The organism is Capnocytophaga sp. HP1101 (assembly GCF_054772415.1).
This window is the reverse complement of the sequence record NZ_BPUU01000001.1, coordinates 107044-125040: the sequence shown is the minus strand read 5'-3', so window position 1 is coordinate 125040 and position 17997 is coordinate 107044. Positions and strand designations below refer to the sequence as shown.

At 39.1% G+C, this 17997-nt stretch carries 11 protein-coding genes and 1 pseudogene; 7 read left to right on the top strand and 5 right to left on the bottom strand.

Going from position 1 to position 17997, the window contains the following annotated elements; genetic code table 11:
- Nucleotides 1-309: 309 nt before the first annotated feature.
- Together RCZ04_RS00450 and RCZ04_RS00445 are read left to right on the top strand one after the other, a co-directional pair.
- Complete coding sequence (locus RCZ04_RS00450) at nt 310-1434, top strand: TlpA family protein disulfide reductase (RefSeq protein ID WP_460483960.1); 1125 nt, start codon at nt 310-312, stop codon at nt 1432-1434.
- Nucleotides 1435-1465: 31 nt separating this feature from the next.
- The gene (locus tag RCZ04_RS00445; RefSeq protein WP_460483959.1) at nt 1466-2725 is read left to right on the top strand and encodes a hypothetical protein; all 1260 of its coding nucleotides are present in this window, start codon (nt 1466-1468) and stop codon (nt 2723-2725) included.
- 105 nt (nt 2726-2830) lie between these two features.
- Here the strand turns inward: RCZ04_RS00445 and RCZ04_RS00440 are convergent, their stop codons facing one another.
- The 5 genes from RCZ04_RS00440 to RCZ04_RS00420 all read right to left on the bottom strand — a co-directional run bounded on the left by RCZ04_RS00440 (nt 2831) and on the right by RCZ04_RS00420 (nt 6477).
- Complete coding sequence (locus RCZ04_RS00440; protein ID WP_460483958.1) at nt 2831-3385, bottom strand: hypothetical protein; 555 nt, start codon at nt 3383-3385, stop codon at nt 2831-2833.
- Nucleotides 3386-3396: 11 nt separating this feature from the next.
- Nucleotides 3397-3729, bottom strand: coding sequence for a hypothetical protein (locus tag RCZ04_RS00435; RefSeq protein WP_460483957.1), 333 nt, complete (start codon nt 3727-3729; stop codon nt 3397-3399).
- Between the two features lie 5 nt (nt 3730-3734).
- Nucleotides 3735-4280 (bottom strand): RNA polymerase sigma factor, encoded by a 546-nt coding sequence (locus RCZ04_RS00430; protein ID WP_460483956.1) that lies wholly within the window; start codon nt 4278-4280, stop codon nt 3735-3737.
- Between the two features lie 198 nt (nt 4281-4478).
- Nucleotides 4479-5726 (bottom strand): methionine adenosyltransferase, encoded by a 1248-nt coding sequence (gene metK, locus RCZ04_RS00425; protein ID WP_460483955.1) that lies wholly within the window; start codon nt 5724-5726, stop codon nt 4479-4481.
- Between the two features lie 211 nt (nt 5727-5937).
- Nucleotides 5938-6477 (bottom strand): hypothetical protein, encoded by a 540-nt coding sequence (locus tag RCZ04_RS00420; RefSeq protein ID WP_460483954.1) that lies wholly within the window; start codon nt 6475-6477, stop codon nt 5938-5940.
- 472 nt (nt 6478-6949) lie between these two features.
- On the opposite strand from RCZ04_RS00420, the gene RCZ04_RS00415 reads away from it, so the two are divergent.
- From RCZ04_RS00415 to RCZ04_RS00395, 5 genes and pseudogenes are all read left to right on the top strand, one after another.
- The gene (locus tag RCZ04_RS00415) at nt 6950-10012 is read left to right on the top strand and encodes a SusC/RagA family TonB-linked outer membrane protein (protein ID WP_460483953.1); all 3063 of its coding nucleotides are present in this window, start codon (nt 6950-6952) and stop codon (nt 10010-10012) included.
- A gap of 12 nt (nt 10013-10024) precedes the next feature.
- A complete protein-coding gene (locus tag RCZ04_RS00410) occupies nt 10025-11536 on the top strand; it encodes a RagB/SusD family nutrient uptake outer membrane protein (RefSeq protein WP_460483952.1) in 1512 nt (503 codons plus the stop codon).
- A gap of 121 nt (nt 11537-11657) precedes the next feature.
- A pseudogene (locus RCZ04_RS00405) lies at nt 11658-14716 on the top strand (SusC/RagA family TonB-linked outer membrane protein).
- Between the two features lie 12 nt (nt 14717-14728).
- The gene (locus RCZ04_RS00400; RefSeq protein WP_460483951.1) at nt 14729-16201 is read left to right on the top strand and encodes a RagB/SusD family nutrient uptake outer membrane protein; all 1473 of its coding nucleotides are present in this window, start codon (nt 14729-14731) and stop codon (nt 16199-16201) included.
- Nucleotides 16201-17421, top strand: coding sequence for a DUF6051 family protein (locus tag RCZ04_RS00395; RefSeq protein WP_460483950.1), 1221 nt, complete (start codon nt 16201-16203; stop codon nt 17419-17421). Before RCZ04_RS00400 ends, RCZ04_RS00395 begins: the two co-directional genes overlap by 1 nt.
- The last annotated feature ends 576 nt before the right edge of the window (nt 17422-17997 follow it).

Below are 17997 nucleotides of genomic sequence, written 5' to 3'. Positions count from 1 at the left end.
TCATTCCTTCGTCTTTTGTTCGTCATTCCTTCGTCTTTTGTTCGTCTTTGCGTCGCTACAATTCCCCCTTTGGAGGAAGTCTGCGAGAGCAGAGTATGTGAATAGGGGGAGGTTATTATCGTCTTTTATTCGTTCATTTATTTTTTATCTGCCTGTCGTGCTACTATTTTTTATCTGCTTGTCGTGCTACGACTGCCTGTTGTGCTACAACTGCCTGTCGTGCTACGACTAATTTACAAATAATCATAAAAAAGCAATGTTATTTCAAAAAAATATTATACCTTTGTCATTATTTTAAATTCTAAACTTATGAAACAACTGTTTATCACATCTCTCATCCTGTTAGGCATAGCTTCTTGTTCCAATCCGCAGGAAGCCATAAAAGCATATCAGCAACAAAAGGAAGCTATAGGTTTGCAAACTCCCGAAAAGCAGAATGAACTTTTAGGGCAGAACCCCGTTGCTTTTCAGCAGAACCTACAAGCGATAAGTAAACAATATGCTGAGGTATTAGCAAATATTAAAGGATTACCCTCTGATTTTATCGCTAAAGAGCAGAAAGAAAACCAATACGAACTCTTAGCGCTTACCTCTGCCTATTTGCTCAATCATCGTAAATATACCCAAGAAGAAGCTCCTGCTATCAATACCTTAGAAGAATCTCTAAAAGACGTAGATTTAGATAACGCTACCGATTTTGATGCGTATGATGCTTATAGAACTTTAGTCCACAATTGCTTTCAGCTGAAAATCTATCGCTACCAAGTACAATATGAGTTCAACGACCCTTGGGGTAAGATTTTAGCCGATTTCAATACCCTCAAATCACAAAATATCAAAGAAACACTTGCTCCTTTGCTTATCGAAGGCGTTTCAGCTACTTCAGCTGAGACTACTAATGAGCAGATTATAGCTTTAGTGCAAAAGGTAGTAAAAGATGAAGAACTGTTAAACACTCTTTCAACACGCATCGCTACAGTAAACCAACTCAAAGCAGGGCAACCTTTCCCTACTTTGCCCTCACTTATTGATTTAAATGGCAAAGAAGTGAAATATGAGAGTTTACCCCTCAAAAACAAATTGCTATTTGTGGATATTTGGGCAACTTATTGTCCTGATTGTCGTAAAGAAATTCCTGCCTTAGAAGCTCTACAGCAAAACTATAAAGGTAAGCCTATTGTTTTTGTGAGTATTTCAGTAGACCGCGATAAAGAAACGTGGAAAGAAATGGTGAAGAATGATAAACTAAGCGGTATGCACCTCTATGCTGATGCTGAAACTAAACTGATTTTTAAACAGTTGTACGATTTGCGCAGTATTCCCCGTTATATGCTTATCAATGCACAAGGCAATATTATCAACAGTAATGCCCCAATGCCTTCCGATAGTCACTTGAAGGAATTGATAGATTCACAACTTTTACAAATAAAATAACTGTATTTTTTAACCAATATCACACTATAAAATGAAAAAGATAGTATTTTTAGCTGTTTTATTAATGGCAATTCCTGCCTCAGCTCAGTTGCTTCGTTATAATTTCGATGAAGAAGGCAACACTTTTATTCAAGGTATTGCACGCGGTCAGTTTTGGGCACGTTATACCGAAACCAATCCCGGTACTACTGTACAAGGCGAAGCCGTGAGTAACGTATTTGATTTTTCAGTACGTCGTGTGCGCTTAGGAGCTTATGCTCAGGTAGAAAAGAAATGGTTGTTCTATGTGCTCTTAGGGAATAATAACTTTAACCAAAGTACCCTCCGCAGTGCCGATTTGCGGCTGCTTGATGCGCTTGGTCAATATACTTTCAGTGAGAAACTCAGTATTGGGGTCGCGAAAACTACCTTTATCGGAGCAGGTCGTTATTCCAATGGTTTTTCTAACGCCTCTATGCTCACCCTCGATCCTTCCATTTATTATCACGCCACCAGTAATCATTACGATGATATGGGGCGTAGGGTAGGAGTGTATGCCAAAGGTCAGTTAGGAAAGTTTGAGTATTTCGCAGCTTTACAAAACTCAACTGTCCCTTTACAAAATGCAAGCACGGCAGGCTTTAACTATAGCAAAGGGAATCCACAGCCTTTTACTTCTGCTTACCTAAAATATGAGTTTTGGGATAATGAGGGCAGTATGTTGCCTTCCAGTGGAGGAGCAGGTACTTATATAGGCAGTAAACGCATTATGAACCTCGGTATGGGTTATGAATATCAAGCCAAAGTGAGAACCGTTACCACTAACACAGGCTCTGCTTACCGTGATTACTTTAATCTCGGTATCGATTTCTTTATGGATACCCCCATTTCTGAACGCAATGATGCTATTACTGCTTATGTAGGCTTTAATGCCATCTCTTTAGGTAGTGATTACGTGAGGTTTGTAGGAGCGAATAGTATTTTTGAAGGAGGAACCTCTCTTAATGGGGCTGGCAATGCTTCTCCCGCCGTAGGTACAGGCAGTAGCTTGTTTTTGCAATTAGGCTATTTGTTACCTAAATGGGAAGACTGTAATATTCGCATTCAGCCTAATGCAGGCTGGCGCTTTGCTAACTATAAAGCTCTCAATAGCAACGTCAATATCTATTCAGTAGGTGTGAATACCTATTTTAACGGACAAAAAAGCAAACTCTCCTTAGGCTATGAGAACCGTCCTATTTTCGATGCTACTGATAAAAAGGTAGACACTCGCTTAGGAACTTTTGTACTGCAGTACCAAATAGAACTCTAATTTTCGGTAAAAGGTAAAAAGCCTGTCTGAAACAAATTTCAGACAGGCTTTTTTTATTAATGTGAGCTATCATTTGCTCAACCTCTGATTTTTGTCCATTGATTCTTACTGAATTCTTTCTGCTCTTTGTTTATTGCGTTCTTCTATTTGTCTTTTTCGTTCCTCTATTAATTTCTTACGCTCGTTCATTCGCTGGTGTATTACGGCTTCACGTTGCTTGATGAGGTAAAAATTCCTTTCCTGAAAGCGGTTCATCGCTTTTTTCTCGAGTTCATACACTCGTTTGATTTGTTTTTGAGTGAGGAACTTGCTGTACTTGGCGTAGTAATGCTTCCTTATGTCCAATATTTTTTGACTGTACTCAAACTGCTCTTGTATAGCCTTCTTTGCTTGTTCTTCAGTCATTGTATCGGTTGGAGAAGCTGTCTTTTTTTCTGGACGCAATGCCCACAGTTCTTTCTGACACTGAGAGAAAGTCTCAATGAACTGCTTGGTAGCACTATCGCTTAGAGCGAGTTCGTTGGCGATATTTTTAGCTTGTATTGTAGCCAATTCTTCACGTGATAAACGTTGCTCAGCAGTGTTTTGAGCCGAAAGAGCTCCCGTAAAAGCTATTGTTGCAACAGCTAACGTAAATAGGTTTAAAAAATGGTTTTTCATATGTTTGTTTGTTATTCATTCATAAATACGTCGTCTTCAAAAACCCTGATAATATGATCTTGGTCGTCTTCATCCAGCTGACTAAAGGCTTGTTCCACATCGGGGACTGTGGTATCCTGGTGAAAAAACACACCCTTTACAATAAAGAACAACACTATAGCAGCTGCTGTAGCAAGGATTGCCCTAAAGACTGTCACCCTAACGTTTTTCTTAGGTCTAATGGGTATAGGTTGAATCTTTTTTACTTCTTCCAAGATAGTATCTTCTAATTGGTCAAAGAAGTTATCGGGTACGGTGTAAGGCATTTTTTTGCCTATAGTGTTAAAGTCAAAATCTGTTTCCATAGTTGTCAATCGTGAGTTTTCATATATTGTACAATTTTGTTTTTAGCGTTATGATAATTAGCCTTTACATTCGCAACCGTTGAGTTGGTTATTTGGGCTATTTCGTCATAACTTAACTCATCGTAATAGCGCAGGTTGAATGCCAATTGCTGTTTTGTAGGCAGTGAATGAATGGCTTTCTGCAGTTTTACGCTTTCTAAATCGGTGTAATCAACGTAGTTAGTGCTCATTATGCTATTAGAGTAGCCTTCTGAGCTGTCTAACGAAAGTTGCACCTCTCTCCTTCGGCTTAAAAGGCGCAGTGCTTCATTAGTCGCTATTTTGTAAACCCAAGCTGTAAGAGATTCTTTACTTTCGAACGTATGAAATGAACGAAACGCTCGTATAAAGGTCTCTTGTACGGCATCTTGTGCATCCTCGTGCTCCACTACGATTCTACGAATGTGCCAATAGAGCACTTTTTTGTATTTGTTCATCAGCAATCGGAATCCGTTTTCAGGGCACTCATTCATCGTGGCAATTATGGTTTTATCATCTATTGTCATTGCCATAACTGTTTTGTTTTTGTTTTAAGTGAGCTCATTTAAGCGAACGTTCTGTAGTAAAGACCTACTAAAAGGGCAAAAGTAAAATTTAAGAAGTATTTTTTTTTGCAAGCAACAATAAAAAAACTTTGCCAAAGCTTCAAACTTTGGCAAAGTTCGTATTTCGTCATTTGTGACTCGTCATTCGTATTTCGTAACTCGTCATTAAAAGAACGCGGCTTTTACTTTCTCTACGTAGTCTAATTTCTCCCAAGTAAAAAGCTCTACTTCTATCGTTTTTGTTTTGTGATAAGGCGATGAGAACACTTTAGTCACTACCTCAGGCGTGCGTCCCATATGCCCGTAAGAAGCCGTTTCGCTATAGATAGGATTGCACAGTTTCAAGCGTTGCTCAATGTCATACGGGCGCAGAGGGAAGATTTCTTGTATTTTCTTCGCTATTTCACCGTCTGTTAAGTTTACTTTAGCAGTGCCGTAGGTGTTTACGTACACACCTGTAGGTTCAGCTACCCCTATGGCATAGCTTACTTGCACCAATATCTCATCGGCTACTCCTGCGGCTACTAAGTTCTTAGCGATGTGTCGCATAGCATATGCCGCACTGCGGTCTACCTTGCTCGGGTCTTTACCCGAAAATGCACCACCGCCGTGAGCCCCTTTACCACCGTAAGTATCCACGATGATTTTTCTACCCGTAAGTCCTGTATCGCCGTGAGGACCTCCAATCACAAAGATACCTGTAGGGTTGATGTGGTAAATAATCTTATTGTCAAAGAACGGAGCGTACTGAGGGTACTTTTTAATCACACGTGGTATGAGAATATTCACGATATCCTCTTTAATCTTTTTGAGCATCTTGCTCTCAGTATCAAATTCGTCGTGTTGCGTAGAAATCACAATCGTGTTCACGCGCACCGGTTTGTTATCGTCGCTGTATTCAAGGGTTACTTGGCTTTTCGCATCGGGGCGCAAATAGGTAATCTCCTTATTTTCACGGCGCAACTCAGCGAGCTCACGTAAAAGAGCGTGTGAGAGGTCTAAGGCAAGCGGCATATAATTCTCAGTTTCGTTTACCGCATAACCAAACATCATCCCTTGGTCGCCTGCGCCTTGCTCTTCAGGCTTGCCTCGGTCTACCCCTTGGTTGATATCAGGTGATTGCTCGTGTATAGCCGAAAGCACACCACACGATTTAGCTTCAAACATATACTCACTCTTAGTATAGCCAATTTTCTCAATCACATTGCGCGCAATTTGCTGTACATCTATGTACGTGTTCGATTTTACTTCCCCAGCCAATATTACCTGACCGGTAGTTACTAAAGTCTCGCACGCCACCTTCGAATGTGGGTCAAAAGCAAGAAAGTTGTCGATTAGAGCATCGCTTATTTGGTCTGCAATTTTGTCTGGATGTCCTTCAGAAACGGACTCAGAGGTGAATAAATATCCCATTGGTAATTATGATTTATTAGGGGGACGCAGTTGTAAAGAAGAACTGTTTTAGCATTTTTCGGGCACTGCCCAAGAGGTTGCAATCAGTACAAATTTGTCCTCGTTGTTATTAATTGGTGGCAAAATTACAAAATAATTATAAATAAACAATCATAAATAAATATTTTTTCTCCCCCGTTCATTCGCCCACACTCTATCTATAAAGCTCACACTAAAGTCCTATTACTACTCCAACATTCGGTATAAAACCAGTGCTGAAAACACTTTTGTCCTTCTTGTAGAGCACATTGTAGCTCGCTCCTATCTGTATGTACACATTACCCCCCATATTTTGTATATAACCTGCCCCCACATACAAAGCATCTTCCTCAGTATTGTATTTGTAATCAGTGTTTTTATGCTTCTGAGAGATAAAATAATGCTGATATGAACTGCTCACATACGCCACCCTACCTATGTAATACGTTAAAGCAGGACCTACGCCCACTAACAAACTCCGGTAGTATTCTGAGTTCTGAAAAGAACCATTCACCACAGCAGCAAGCTCCAAATCTTCAGTGATTTTATAACCCAAACGCGGCGATACATCGAGCCCCAATCCATAAGTAGAGTACCTAATCCCTATATTCCCCCCATACGTCCAAGGGTTGGGACGACTGTTTTGGTAATCAGGGTCTAAGATATTAGGACTTTGTGACCAAACTAAGTGGCTCATAACAAGTAGTGCGGTAGCCAATAAAAAGCGCTTCATATTCATATGTTTATATTTTGGGGCAAAGATAATAAATAATTACAAATAACCAAGCCTAAGCCTATAGATAAGATAAGTAATATTTTTCTATAGAATAACACTTTCTTAGAAAAACTAAAACTAAATATAACACAAACTGCCTTATAGCGCTCAGCCAAGGTATATAAAGACTTTCAATAACATTCCTATATCTATCGTCCAAGATTCGTATAAGGTTCGTATAAGCTTTGTATAAGCTCCCACCAACAATCCAGCACACTTCCAAAATACATCTATTTATCATATTATCAGCTTATTAAGCTCTAAAACGCCCATCGCACTCATCTTCTCAAAAACAACTTGATAAACTATAATACTATTCTTTTTTGCACCTATTTTTTAGAATAAAATTCTAAAAATAAAATTATTAATCTTTTTATTTGTTTTTCTCATTTTTTTTTTGGAAACTTTGCGCTGAAAAATAAAGCGAATTATGAATTTGAAAAATCTATTAGTTTTTGTAGGTATTTTCCTTTGGGCATTGCCTTCCTTAGCTCAGAATATAACAATTAAGGGTTCGGTGAAAGACACCAAGGGAGAACCTATGATGGGTGCTTTTATCCTCATAAAAGGCACTCAGCGCGGTACTTCTACTGATTTTGATGGTAACTATACCCTCAATGCCCAAGTAGGCGATGTGCTCAGATATTCATTTCTCGGAATGAAAACCGTCGAAAAGAAAGTAACAGCTGGTGTAACTCAAATGGATATCGTCCTTCAAGACGACGTGCAACAGCTCGAAGGTACAGTAGTTACCGGCTATGGTAGTCGTAAGGTAGCCAGTCGTACCGTCGCCTCAGTATCACAAGTGCAGGGCAAAGATATTATGAAAATTACTGCGGCTAATGCAATGGAAGGCTTGCAAGGAAAGGTAGCAGGATTAGTAGTTACTAACGAGTCAGGGCGACCTGGAGCTTCTTCTGAAGTGCTTATCCACGGATTAGGTACTTTTACAGCTGCTTTTGATAAGTCCGAGATGCGTAGCACTAACCCTCTCTATTTATTAGATGGAGTGCAAGTATCAAGTGATATAATGACGATGATTAACCCTAACGATATAGAGAGCATTACAGTACTCAAAGATGCAGCTTCTATTTCTATCTATGGAGCGCGCGCTGCCAATGGGGTAATCCTCATAACTACCAAACGCGGGAAACGCAACGAACGAACCAATATCACCGTCAATCATCAGTTAGGAGTTACAACCCTCACCAATGTTACCAATAAATTCTTTGATGATTTGGTAACTCCTCGTGAGTATATGGACTTTTGGTTGCTTAAAAGTCCAAATGAAATAGTCAGTGCAGGTAGAACTTTAGGATATACCGAAACCGACCCTAATGCTATTGCCAACAGAATCTTAGCCGAAAATCCTTATAATACCCGTTGGGATAAAGTCTATTTCCGCAATTTCGTACCTGTTTCTCGCACCGATGTATCCGTTTCAGGAGGAAACAATACTACATCTTATTATCTTTCAGGAGGCTATCTTAAACAAGAAGGAATGCAACCCAAATCCGACTTCAATCGCTATAACCTCAATTTAAGCGTCGATACCAAAATTACCGACTGGCTACGCGCAGCCTTATCTGTCTCCTTAGCTCATAGTGAATCCGAACTCGGAAACGATACCGACCCAAGTACCAAAGTGCTCCGCCTGCCTTTCTACTCACCCGTCGATAAAAATGGCAAACGTAAAGATTTTATCAATTCCATCTTAGGAGCACACAATGGCTTTTATCACCCCAATTATATAGCCGAAAAGTATTTTACAAATATCTATACCGATGATATTCTCCCCGTAGGCTCACTTACGTTTGAACCTATCAAAGGTTTGACCTTTAAAACTCAAGCAGGGATACAATACAATATTTCAGAAACTGAAATAAAAGGTCCTATGCCTTCGTTTAAAGACTATAAAACAGGTGGTAAAACCAATCCTTCGGTGCGTAGAGATATATTTAAATCTATACAAAAAACTTATACGAACCTGTTGGAATATCATTTCAATATAGCAACTAAGAACGATTTTAACTTTTTGTTAGGACAAGAGTCAATAGAAAATAGATATAAAGGATTCAACGCAATATCTAAAGGGCAACCCGCCGATGCCCTTTCTATGCTCTCTCACGGAACTAACGAAATAGGAGTAAATGATTCCGATGTTGCTAGTACCTTTAATTCCTATTTCACACGCTTAGAATATTCGTATGCTGGGCGCTACTTTTTAGATCTTTCAGCCCGTAGAGATGGCTCTTCAGCCTTTATACCTTCTAAACGTTATCAAAACTTCTGGGCAGTAGGTTTGATGTGGAAAGCTAAACAAGAAAAATTCTTAGAAAATGTAAAATGGCTTACCGACTTGAGTTTGCGTTTCAGTACAGGGGTTTCAGGCAACTCACGTATCGGCGACTATCGCAATATGTTGCTCGCTCAAGCTTATGCTGATAGAGCTTATAAAGGGCAAACCAGCTTTACACTTGACCAAGTGCTCGGTAACCCCGAACTCAGTTGGGAAGAACAAGGTAAAACTACCTTTGGACTTAATATGGTAATAGCTCGCAACACCTCACTAAACATTGAGTACTATGATAGGCGTACCAGCAAAATTCTCTCAACTCGTGCTATCAATTCAATGTCTGGATATACTCAAATCCCCGATAACATCGGTGATATGCAAAACCAAGGGATAGACATTACCCTTTCATTACTGATGTATAGAAGCAAAAACAGAGATTTTTCAATACGAGGTAATTTCAATTTGAATTATAATAAACAGAAAGTAACTAATATCTCTTATGGAGACCCCTATGTACTCGGTATAGAAAATTTTAGAGGTTATAAAGTAGGAAGCCCTATAGAATGGGTAATGCCTGTCTACAAAGGTATTAACAATAACGGAGAATCTGAATGGTATCTGCCGGGTGAAGATAGATTAGAATTGCATAAAGACGACAGCCAAATCACCAATGTGTTCGATAAAAGTAAGCTCGCTCAAACTACCGGTAAACCTTTGTTTGCCCTTTTCAACGGCGGTTTTGGCTTTGAATTTGGCTATAAGAATTTCACATTCGATATGAACTTCTCTTATGCAATAGGCAATTATAAACTTAATGAAGACCGTGCTGTGTTAGAAAACCCTAGCTATTTTGGCACCAATACTTTTAGTAAAAAAGTATTTAACTATTGGAAACAACCTGGTGATGATACCGATATTCCTAAAATCGATAGTCCCTACTTAATGCTTCGCGACACCCGATTGTTAGAAGACGCCTCGTATGTACGTTTGAGGAGTATAGGTCTTAGCTATAGCTTGCCCGAAGATTTAATTACTCAAATGCACTTTTTCAGTGGCGTACGTATCTATACTTCTGCTCAGAATATCTTTACAATTACCAAATATACTGGAGCAGACCCTGAGACTGGTGGCGACATAGCTTTAGGAGCTTATCCTCCTACAAGACAGTATTCCTTAGGTGTTGAACTTAAATTTTAAAAAAACATAATAATGAAAAAAATATATCATATCCTCATACTTTTCTCTTTAGCCTTATGGTTGAATGGTTGTTTTAGCTTAGACCAAGAACCTACCGATAAAGTAAGGGTAGGTAATTCATTTAGCTCAGCCCAAGAAGTACAATTTTGGGTGAATGGTGTTTACAACTCATTGCGCCAAAGTTATCAAGGAAAACCAATGTACATCAGTGATTTGCAAGCAGATTTCCTAAACCTTATGAGTTCATCTCGTATTCTGCTCTACCGCGATTTTCACCGTTGGAGTCAATTCCAATCAGGCGATGCTTCCATTAGGGTCATTTGGCAAACTCATTATGGCACTTTAGCCAATGTGAATGCTGGCTTACAAGGTATAGAAACTATGCCTGCTGACCTGCAAGAGGAAGTGAAAGTGCTCAAAGGAGAACTCTATTTGGCGCGTGCTTATTGCCATACCTATTTAGCAGCTCATTTTTGTAAAGCTTACGATCCCTCAACAGCAGCCTCCGATTTAGGTTTACCATTAGCTGACCATATTGTAACAACCCAAACACCTTTACAAAGCACTTTAGAACAGACCTATCAGTTTATTCTCAGTGATATTGCTCAAGCCGAAACTCTTTTAGCAAGTAAAGCAGGTATCGTAGGAGCCGATACTTTTACCGCAGATGCAGCTAAAGCTCTCAAAGCTCGTGTCTTGCTTTATAAACAAGAATGGGCGCAAGCCTATCAAGTCGCTAAAGAACTTATAGATACCAATCGTTATCCATTAGTAACTTCCCAATCCGATTTGCAAGACCTATGGACTCACGATACAGACAATGAGAGCATTGTGCAACTCTATGCTGCTATCGATGGTGTATCGGTGAGTGAACGCCCTTTCGATACTAATAGTCTCTATTTAGATGAAGCTGAAGACTTCTTCAATCCAGGTCAATTTATATTAGAACCTAATGTAGTGCCCACTCAAGATTTCGTAGATTTGTTTGACAATACCGATTGGCGAAAAGAAGTCTATTTGCGCGAAGGCGAATTGTCTTTTGGACAAACTATTTATGTGGTAAATAAATATCCACGAAACATAGATCTTTCAACCCCCAGTGACTTCTTTCCATACTATGGTCATAAACCCAAACTATTGCGTATTGCTGAAACTTATCTTATAGCTGCCGAAGCTGCTTATAGAAATAATGATGAAGCTAATGCTTTAGTTTACCTCAATGCGTTGCGTGCTGGTAGAGGTCTCGGTAATCTAACGGTTTCGGGGACTAATCTTTTTACTGAAATACAAAATGAACGAAATCGCGAACTCTGCTTTGAAGACTTTCGCCTTATCGACCTCAAGCGTTGGGGCTTAGGAGTAAAACGCGGTACACCTCAAAATTTTACACTAATTGCCACAAACCCTGCTAATGAATTGCACCAGCTTAACTTGCCCGCAGGTTATTACAAAATGGTATGGCCTGTTCCACAAATAGATGTAAATAATGAACACGGTAGATGGAAACAAAATCCTGGTTGGTAATAAATTACAAAACATAGCAAAACTGTTATTTTTATTGCGTTAAAAGAAAGTTTGTAAAGAAGCAATTTGTTTTTTTCATTTTTTCCAAATATTTTTGCACCCAAATAATACATTGATGATTTTGAAAACTAAATTACTTTGTGTTTGCGTGTTTACACTCCTTTCAGTAATAGGAGTTTCAGCTCAGCAAATAGAACTAAAAGGCTCAGTAAAAGACACTAAGGGAGAGCCTATATTGGGCGCATTTGTATTGATAAAAGGTACTAACCGAGGTGCTACTACCGATATGGAAGGTAATTATAACTTGAGAGTACAAGTGGGTGACGTGTTGCATTTTTCATTCTTAGGTATGAAAACTGAAGATAAGAAAGTAACCGCTGGCACTACACACATAGATGTAGTAATGCGCGACGACGTGCAACAACTTGAAGGTACTGTGGTAGTGGGTTATGGCAAGCGCAAGGTAGCCAGCCGTACAGTAGCTAATATAGCTCAAGTAGCAGGTAAAGATATTGCCCAAACCCCTGTGCCTAACGTGCTTGAATCCTTACAAGGACGAGTAGCAGGTATGATCATTTCTACCAATTCAGGGCGACCTGATGCAACTTCTACCGTACGCATACACGGTATAGGTTCATTCTCTGCTGCAGTAGGCGATCGTAGTGGTTCTATTTCCGATGTGCTATATGTGGTAGATGGCGTACAAGTAGATGCTAGCATAATGAGTGCTATTAACCCTTCGGATATTGAAAATATTTCAGTACTCAAAGATGCCGCTTCTACCTCTATTTATGGTGCACGTGCTGCCAATGGAGTGATTCTCATTACTACCAAACGTGGCAAACGAAACGAGCGAACCAGTATTACTATCAATCACCAATTGGGCTTTTCAGCACTTACCAATGCAAGCCGTAAGTTCTTTGATGGTATGGTAACTCCTCGTGAATATATGGACTTCTGGCTCTTAAAAGACCCTGATGAAGTAAAACGTATCGGTGATGCTATTGATGGTAATCCTACCGATGCGGCTACAGCTGCTCAAAAAATATTAACAAAATATCCTTATAACACTCGTTGGGATAAAGTATTCTATCGCGATTTCGTACCTCTTTCTCGCACTGATGTATCTGTCTCTGGCGGTAGCAATACCACTTCTTACTACTTGTCATTAGGTTACTTAAACCAAGAAGGGACTAAAAAACGAAGCGATTATGAACGCTATAATCTCAATTTAAATCTCGACTCTCAAATTACTACTTGGTTGCGCTCTGGGCTTTCAGTAACATTGGCGCATAGCGATGCAGAAACTACAAGCGGAGGGAACGCAGGTGACATAATGCAACTGCCATTGTACTCACCTACCGATGAAAATGGGAAACGTAAAAATTATATTTACTCTTTCCTCACACTTCCCGATCCTGATAGTAATAAAACTGGATTTTATCATCCCGATTATCTCATTGAAAAGAATCCTGGTAATGCACAAGTAGATGAAATATTGCCTACAGGTTATCTTACTATTGAACCTATCAAAAATCTTACTTTCAAAACTCAAGTAGGAATACAATACAATATAGAGGAAACGGTAGCAAGAGGCTTAGCATCATCTTATGATTATGAAAACGATATGCCTAATGTAGCTTCTACTCAGTGCTATCTCCGAAAAAATATACAAACTACCTATACTAATTTTATTAGAGTATTATTTTATGTTGGGTAATTCGCACAGCTTTAATGCCTTGTTAGGACAAGAGTCAATGCAGTCTATAAATAGGGGATTTGGAGCCTCTTCTCAAGGACAACCCTCTGATGTGCTTTCTATGCTCTCTCACGGTACTTTAGGACAAACAGTGAATGACGGACAAACAGTTTATACATTCAATTCTTACTTTGCTCGTTTAGAATATAACTATAACAATAAATATTTTCTTGATATCTCAGGCCGTCGCGATGGATCTTCTGCTTTTGGCAGAAACCACCGGTATGCTAATTTCTGGGCTATAGGGGCAATGTGGAAACTTAAAGAAGAAGCTTTTTTGAACAATGCAAAATGGATTAATGAGCTCAATTTGCGTATCAGTACAGGATTGTCAGGAAATTCAAGTATAGGCAATTATCGCAATCGTACTCTTTTTACTGCTAATAGATATTATAAAGAAAGCAACGGTTTCTTTACCCAATCTTTAGGAAATCCTGATTTAATGTGGGAAGAACAGCGAAAAACTAGCATAGGTCTCAGTGCTATCATTTTCCGCAATACCTCTTTGGTATGACAGGCAAGCCTATAAAATATTAGCTACTCGACCAATTAATACAATGTCAGGATATAGTACTTTTCCTGATAATATAGGTGATATGCAAAATCGCGGTGTAGATGTTACTTTATCTTCGCAAGTCTATAAAAATAAAGCAAATACTTTTTCTATTCGCCCTTATCTGAACTTTAATTACAATAAAGAAAAAGTTTTGTCATTGCTCTATGGTCGTGATTATTATTTTGATGGCGAAGCTGGTTATCGAATAGGAGGTCCTATTGAATGGACTCTTCCTATATTCAAAGGAATCAACGATAACGGTAATGCCGAATGGTACCTACCTAATGAAGATAACCCAATGATACAACAAACTGATGACACTAAAGTTACTACTTTACACGATGATAATGACTTGGCTCAAACTACAGGGAAAAAAATGTTTGCTCCTGTGAATGGTGGTTTTGGACTTGGTGTGAGATATAAGGCATTCGACTTAGATTTAAATTTTGTTTATTCTTTAGATAAATATGTTATCAATACAGATAAACTCACTACTTATAACCCCGACGGATTTGGGGGTTATAACTTTAGTCGTGATTTGTTAGAAAATTATTGGAAACAACCTGGCGACAATACTATCTACCCAAAAATAGAGAGTACTAGATTTCTTCGTAGAGATACACGTTTGCTTGAAAATGCTTCTTATTTGCGATTGAAAAATATTAGCCTCAGTTATACTTTCTCTCAAGAAGTAATTGAACAGCTCAAATTTTTCTCAGGAATACGTTTGTACGCTTCGGCTCGTAATATTCTTACCTTTACAAAGTATACAGGAGCTGACCCTGAGATGGAAGGCGATAGCATTGCTACAGGAGGCTATCCTCCCTCACGACAATTTACTTTTGGTGTTGAACTTAGATTCTAAAAGATGTTCACTATGAAAAAAAAATATAATCTTATTTTATTAGGACTTTTCGTCTTTTTTAACAGTTGCTTTAATTTAGAACAAGACCCTTATGATTTTGCTACTGACGAAAATCTTATCAGAACTGTACAAGACGCTCAAATGGCTGTCAATGGTATTTACGCCACTCTACGTAATAATCACGAGGGAGAGTCTATGTATGCTACTGATGTGCAGGCTGATTTTTTGAATATGGCAATCATTCCTGAAACATTGCCTACAATTCATCGTTGGGCTGATTTTTCAGCTTCCAATAATACTACAGCAACTATTTGGCGCAACTATTTTCTCATTATTCAAAATGTGAATATTGATTTAAAAGCTTTTGATAATGTTCCTAATGAAAATACTCTTGAAGTATTGCGTGGAGAGCTTTATTTAGCACGGGCATTCTGCTATAGTTATTTAGTAACACACTTCTGTGAAGCCTACAATACTGCTGTAGCTACTTCTCAATTAGGATTACCACTCGCTACAGAACAAATAGTAAAAGATTTCCCCGAACGTAGTAACTTAAAAGAAACTTATGATTTTATTTTAGCTGATATCGCACGTGCTCAAACTCTTTTAGCTTCTAAAACAGGAGAACCAGGCGCTGATACCTTTACAGTAGATGCTGCTAAAGCATTGAAGGCTCGCATACTCCTGTACCAAAATAATTGGACAGAGGCTTATAACACTGCCAAAGAACTCATAGACATAGATACTTATCCTTTAGTTACCTCACAAGATGAGTTACAAAGAATATGGGAAAGAGATGATACAGCCGAAGCGATTACTCAATTATACGCTTCTATTACTAGCGGTGACTCTCGCGAATTACCTACAGGCACCAATAATATTTATATTAATTATAGTGGTGGTTATAACCCTAAACTTTTGCCTACTCAAACTTTTATTGATTTGTTTGACACAGCAGACTATCGTAAGGAGGTCTTCTTGACTCAACAAATTGTAAATGGTGAAAGCGTTTATTTGGTGAATAAATATCCTAATAACGATGATCTCAATATTTATGCTATGTATGGAAGACCCTATTATGGTCACCGTCCTAAATTGTTTCGCATACCCGAGATTTATCTTATAGCTGCCGAAGCCGCTTATCGAAATGGTGATGTAGTTAATGCCCAACGGTACTTAAACAGCTTGCGCACCGCTCGCGGTCTTACAGCGGTTACGGCTACAGGCGAAGCCCTCTTTACCGAAATTCAGAACGAACGCAATCGCGAACTCTGTTTTGAAGGTGTCCGTATGATTGATATCAAACGATGGGGCTTAGGCGTTGTACGTGGTGCTCCACAAAATATGAATCTGATAATTACTACAAATCCTTCACAGTACTACCAATTAAATATTGCTCCTAACTATTATAAAATGGTATGGCCATTGTCTCCTACTGATATTCAAAATGAGCAAGGACGTTGGCAACAAAATACAGGTTGGTGATGGAATATTATGAATTATACAACAAACTAAAAACAGTTTTCGATACCCAGCGCGATACCGAAGTACCGGAGCTGGGTATTCGCATTTTGCATAATAGCTTCTTTTCGGAAGGAGCTAAGCATTACTTGCCAGGGAGTCCGCATTTGTTTTGCCAAGAGCATAACTTAGCGTTCTCTTCTCAGCTCAATGATGCTCAAGACGATTTGCATTGGGCTGACTACGATGTGGATTGTAATATACATTTTCAATACCACATAATACAACCTTTAGGTACCCCAAAAGCTGATGGGGTAATTATTGTATTTCACGGACTCAATGAAAAGAAATGGGATAAATATTTACCTTGGGCTTATGGATTGGCAAGCCAAACGGGCAAAGCAGTGGTGCTCTTCCCGATAGCCTTCCATATGAGCAGGGCTCCTGAACGTTGGAGTTCTCGCCAAGAGATGTACGCCATCGCTCAAAAGCGTATGAATGAGTTTGCTGATAACTCTGAAACTTCTTATGTGAATGCGGCGACTTCTACACGCTTAGATGCTTTTCCTCAACGTCTGTTTTGGTCGGGATTGCAAACGTATAACGACATTGTGCAGTTCATCACTGACCTGAAATCGGGGGTTTTGCCTACTATTACCCCTACAGCTACGGTAGACCTTTTTGGGTATTCTATCGGTTCTTTCTTATCTGTTATCTTGATGATGGCAAATCCCAAAGGTTATTTTACTAATGCCAAGCTTTTTTGCTTCTGTGGCGGGATGACCATAGACCGTATGTTTCCTATTTCCAAATATATAATGGATGGACGTGCAGCGATAACAATGCAGAAAACCTTTGCTGAGTTGCTTAGCACGAACTTCAAGAACGACGACCGCCTAAGGCATTATCAAGATAGTGAGCTACACTTTGATAAAGCTTGGTTCAAAACAATGTTGCGTTATAACTATTATCAAAAAGAGCGCGAACAGCGTTTCAGAGAGTTGGAACACCAAATTAAAGCGATGGTACTCGAGAAGGACGAGGTAACCCCTCCTATCGAAGCTCTGAATACCCTCAAAGGCGGTTACCGCAATATTGACATTGAGGTACAGATAGACGATTTTCCTTATCCGTACACCCATATGAGCCCCTTTGCTCTCACTACAAAGAACGCCCCTCAAGTAACTGAAGCCTTTCAAAGGTTTGTGAGGACAGCAGTAGAGTTTTATTTAGGTAAAGGGTAAAAGATAAGAAAAGCGTCACAAACTTAGCCAATTTTTCAAAGTTTGGTTAAGTTGTGATATGGGCATCGGAGAAACTCGGAGATACTTGGATGAGCTGATGAGTTGGGCAGGTTGGGGTGTGATAGGTGTTTTCGGAGGAAAACGAAGGGATTCAAAAGAGAAGTGAGAGGTGTTTTGGTGAGAAAAAGGTGTTAGGAGGGTACACTTAGCTTATAGAAAGCTTATACGAATCTTGAACGAATCTTGGACGATTGTTACACAAAGGCTATATAAATATTTGATTAATAGCATAATACAATAATACTAAAGATGCTAAAAACACGGTTTCGAGACGTAATTAAAGAAAAGAGATAATTCTTTCTTGAGCTTTTTTCAAAGAGAAGAGAGTAGCGATATAAAAGGGATACGAGAACACAGGCAGTCGTAGTGCGACAGGCAGGTAATATAAAAATAAACAAATGAAGAACAAAAGACAGTGCGAGCTGTAAGGGTAGTTGCAACAGGACAGACTGTTAGGTAAAGAATGAACGAACAAAAGACGAACGAATGATGAACTAATGACAAAGGAAAACCATA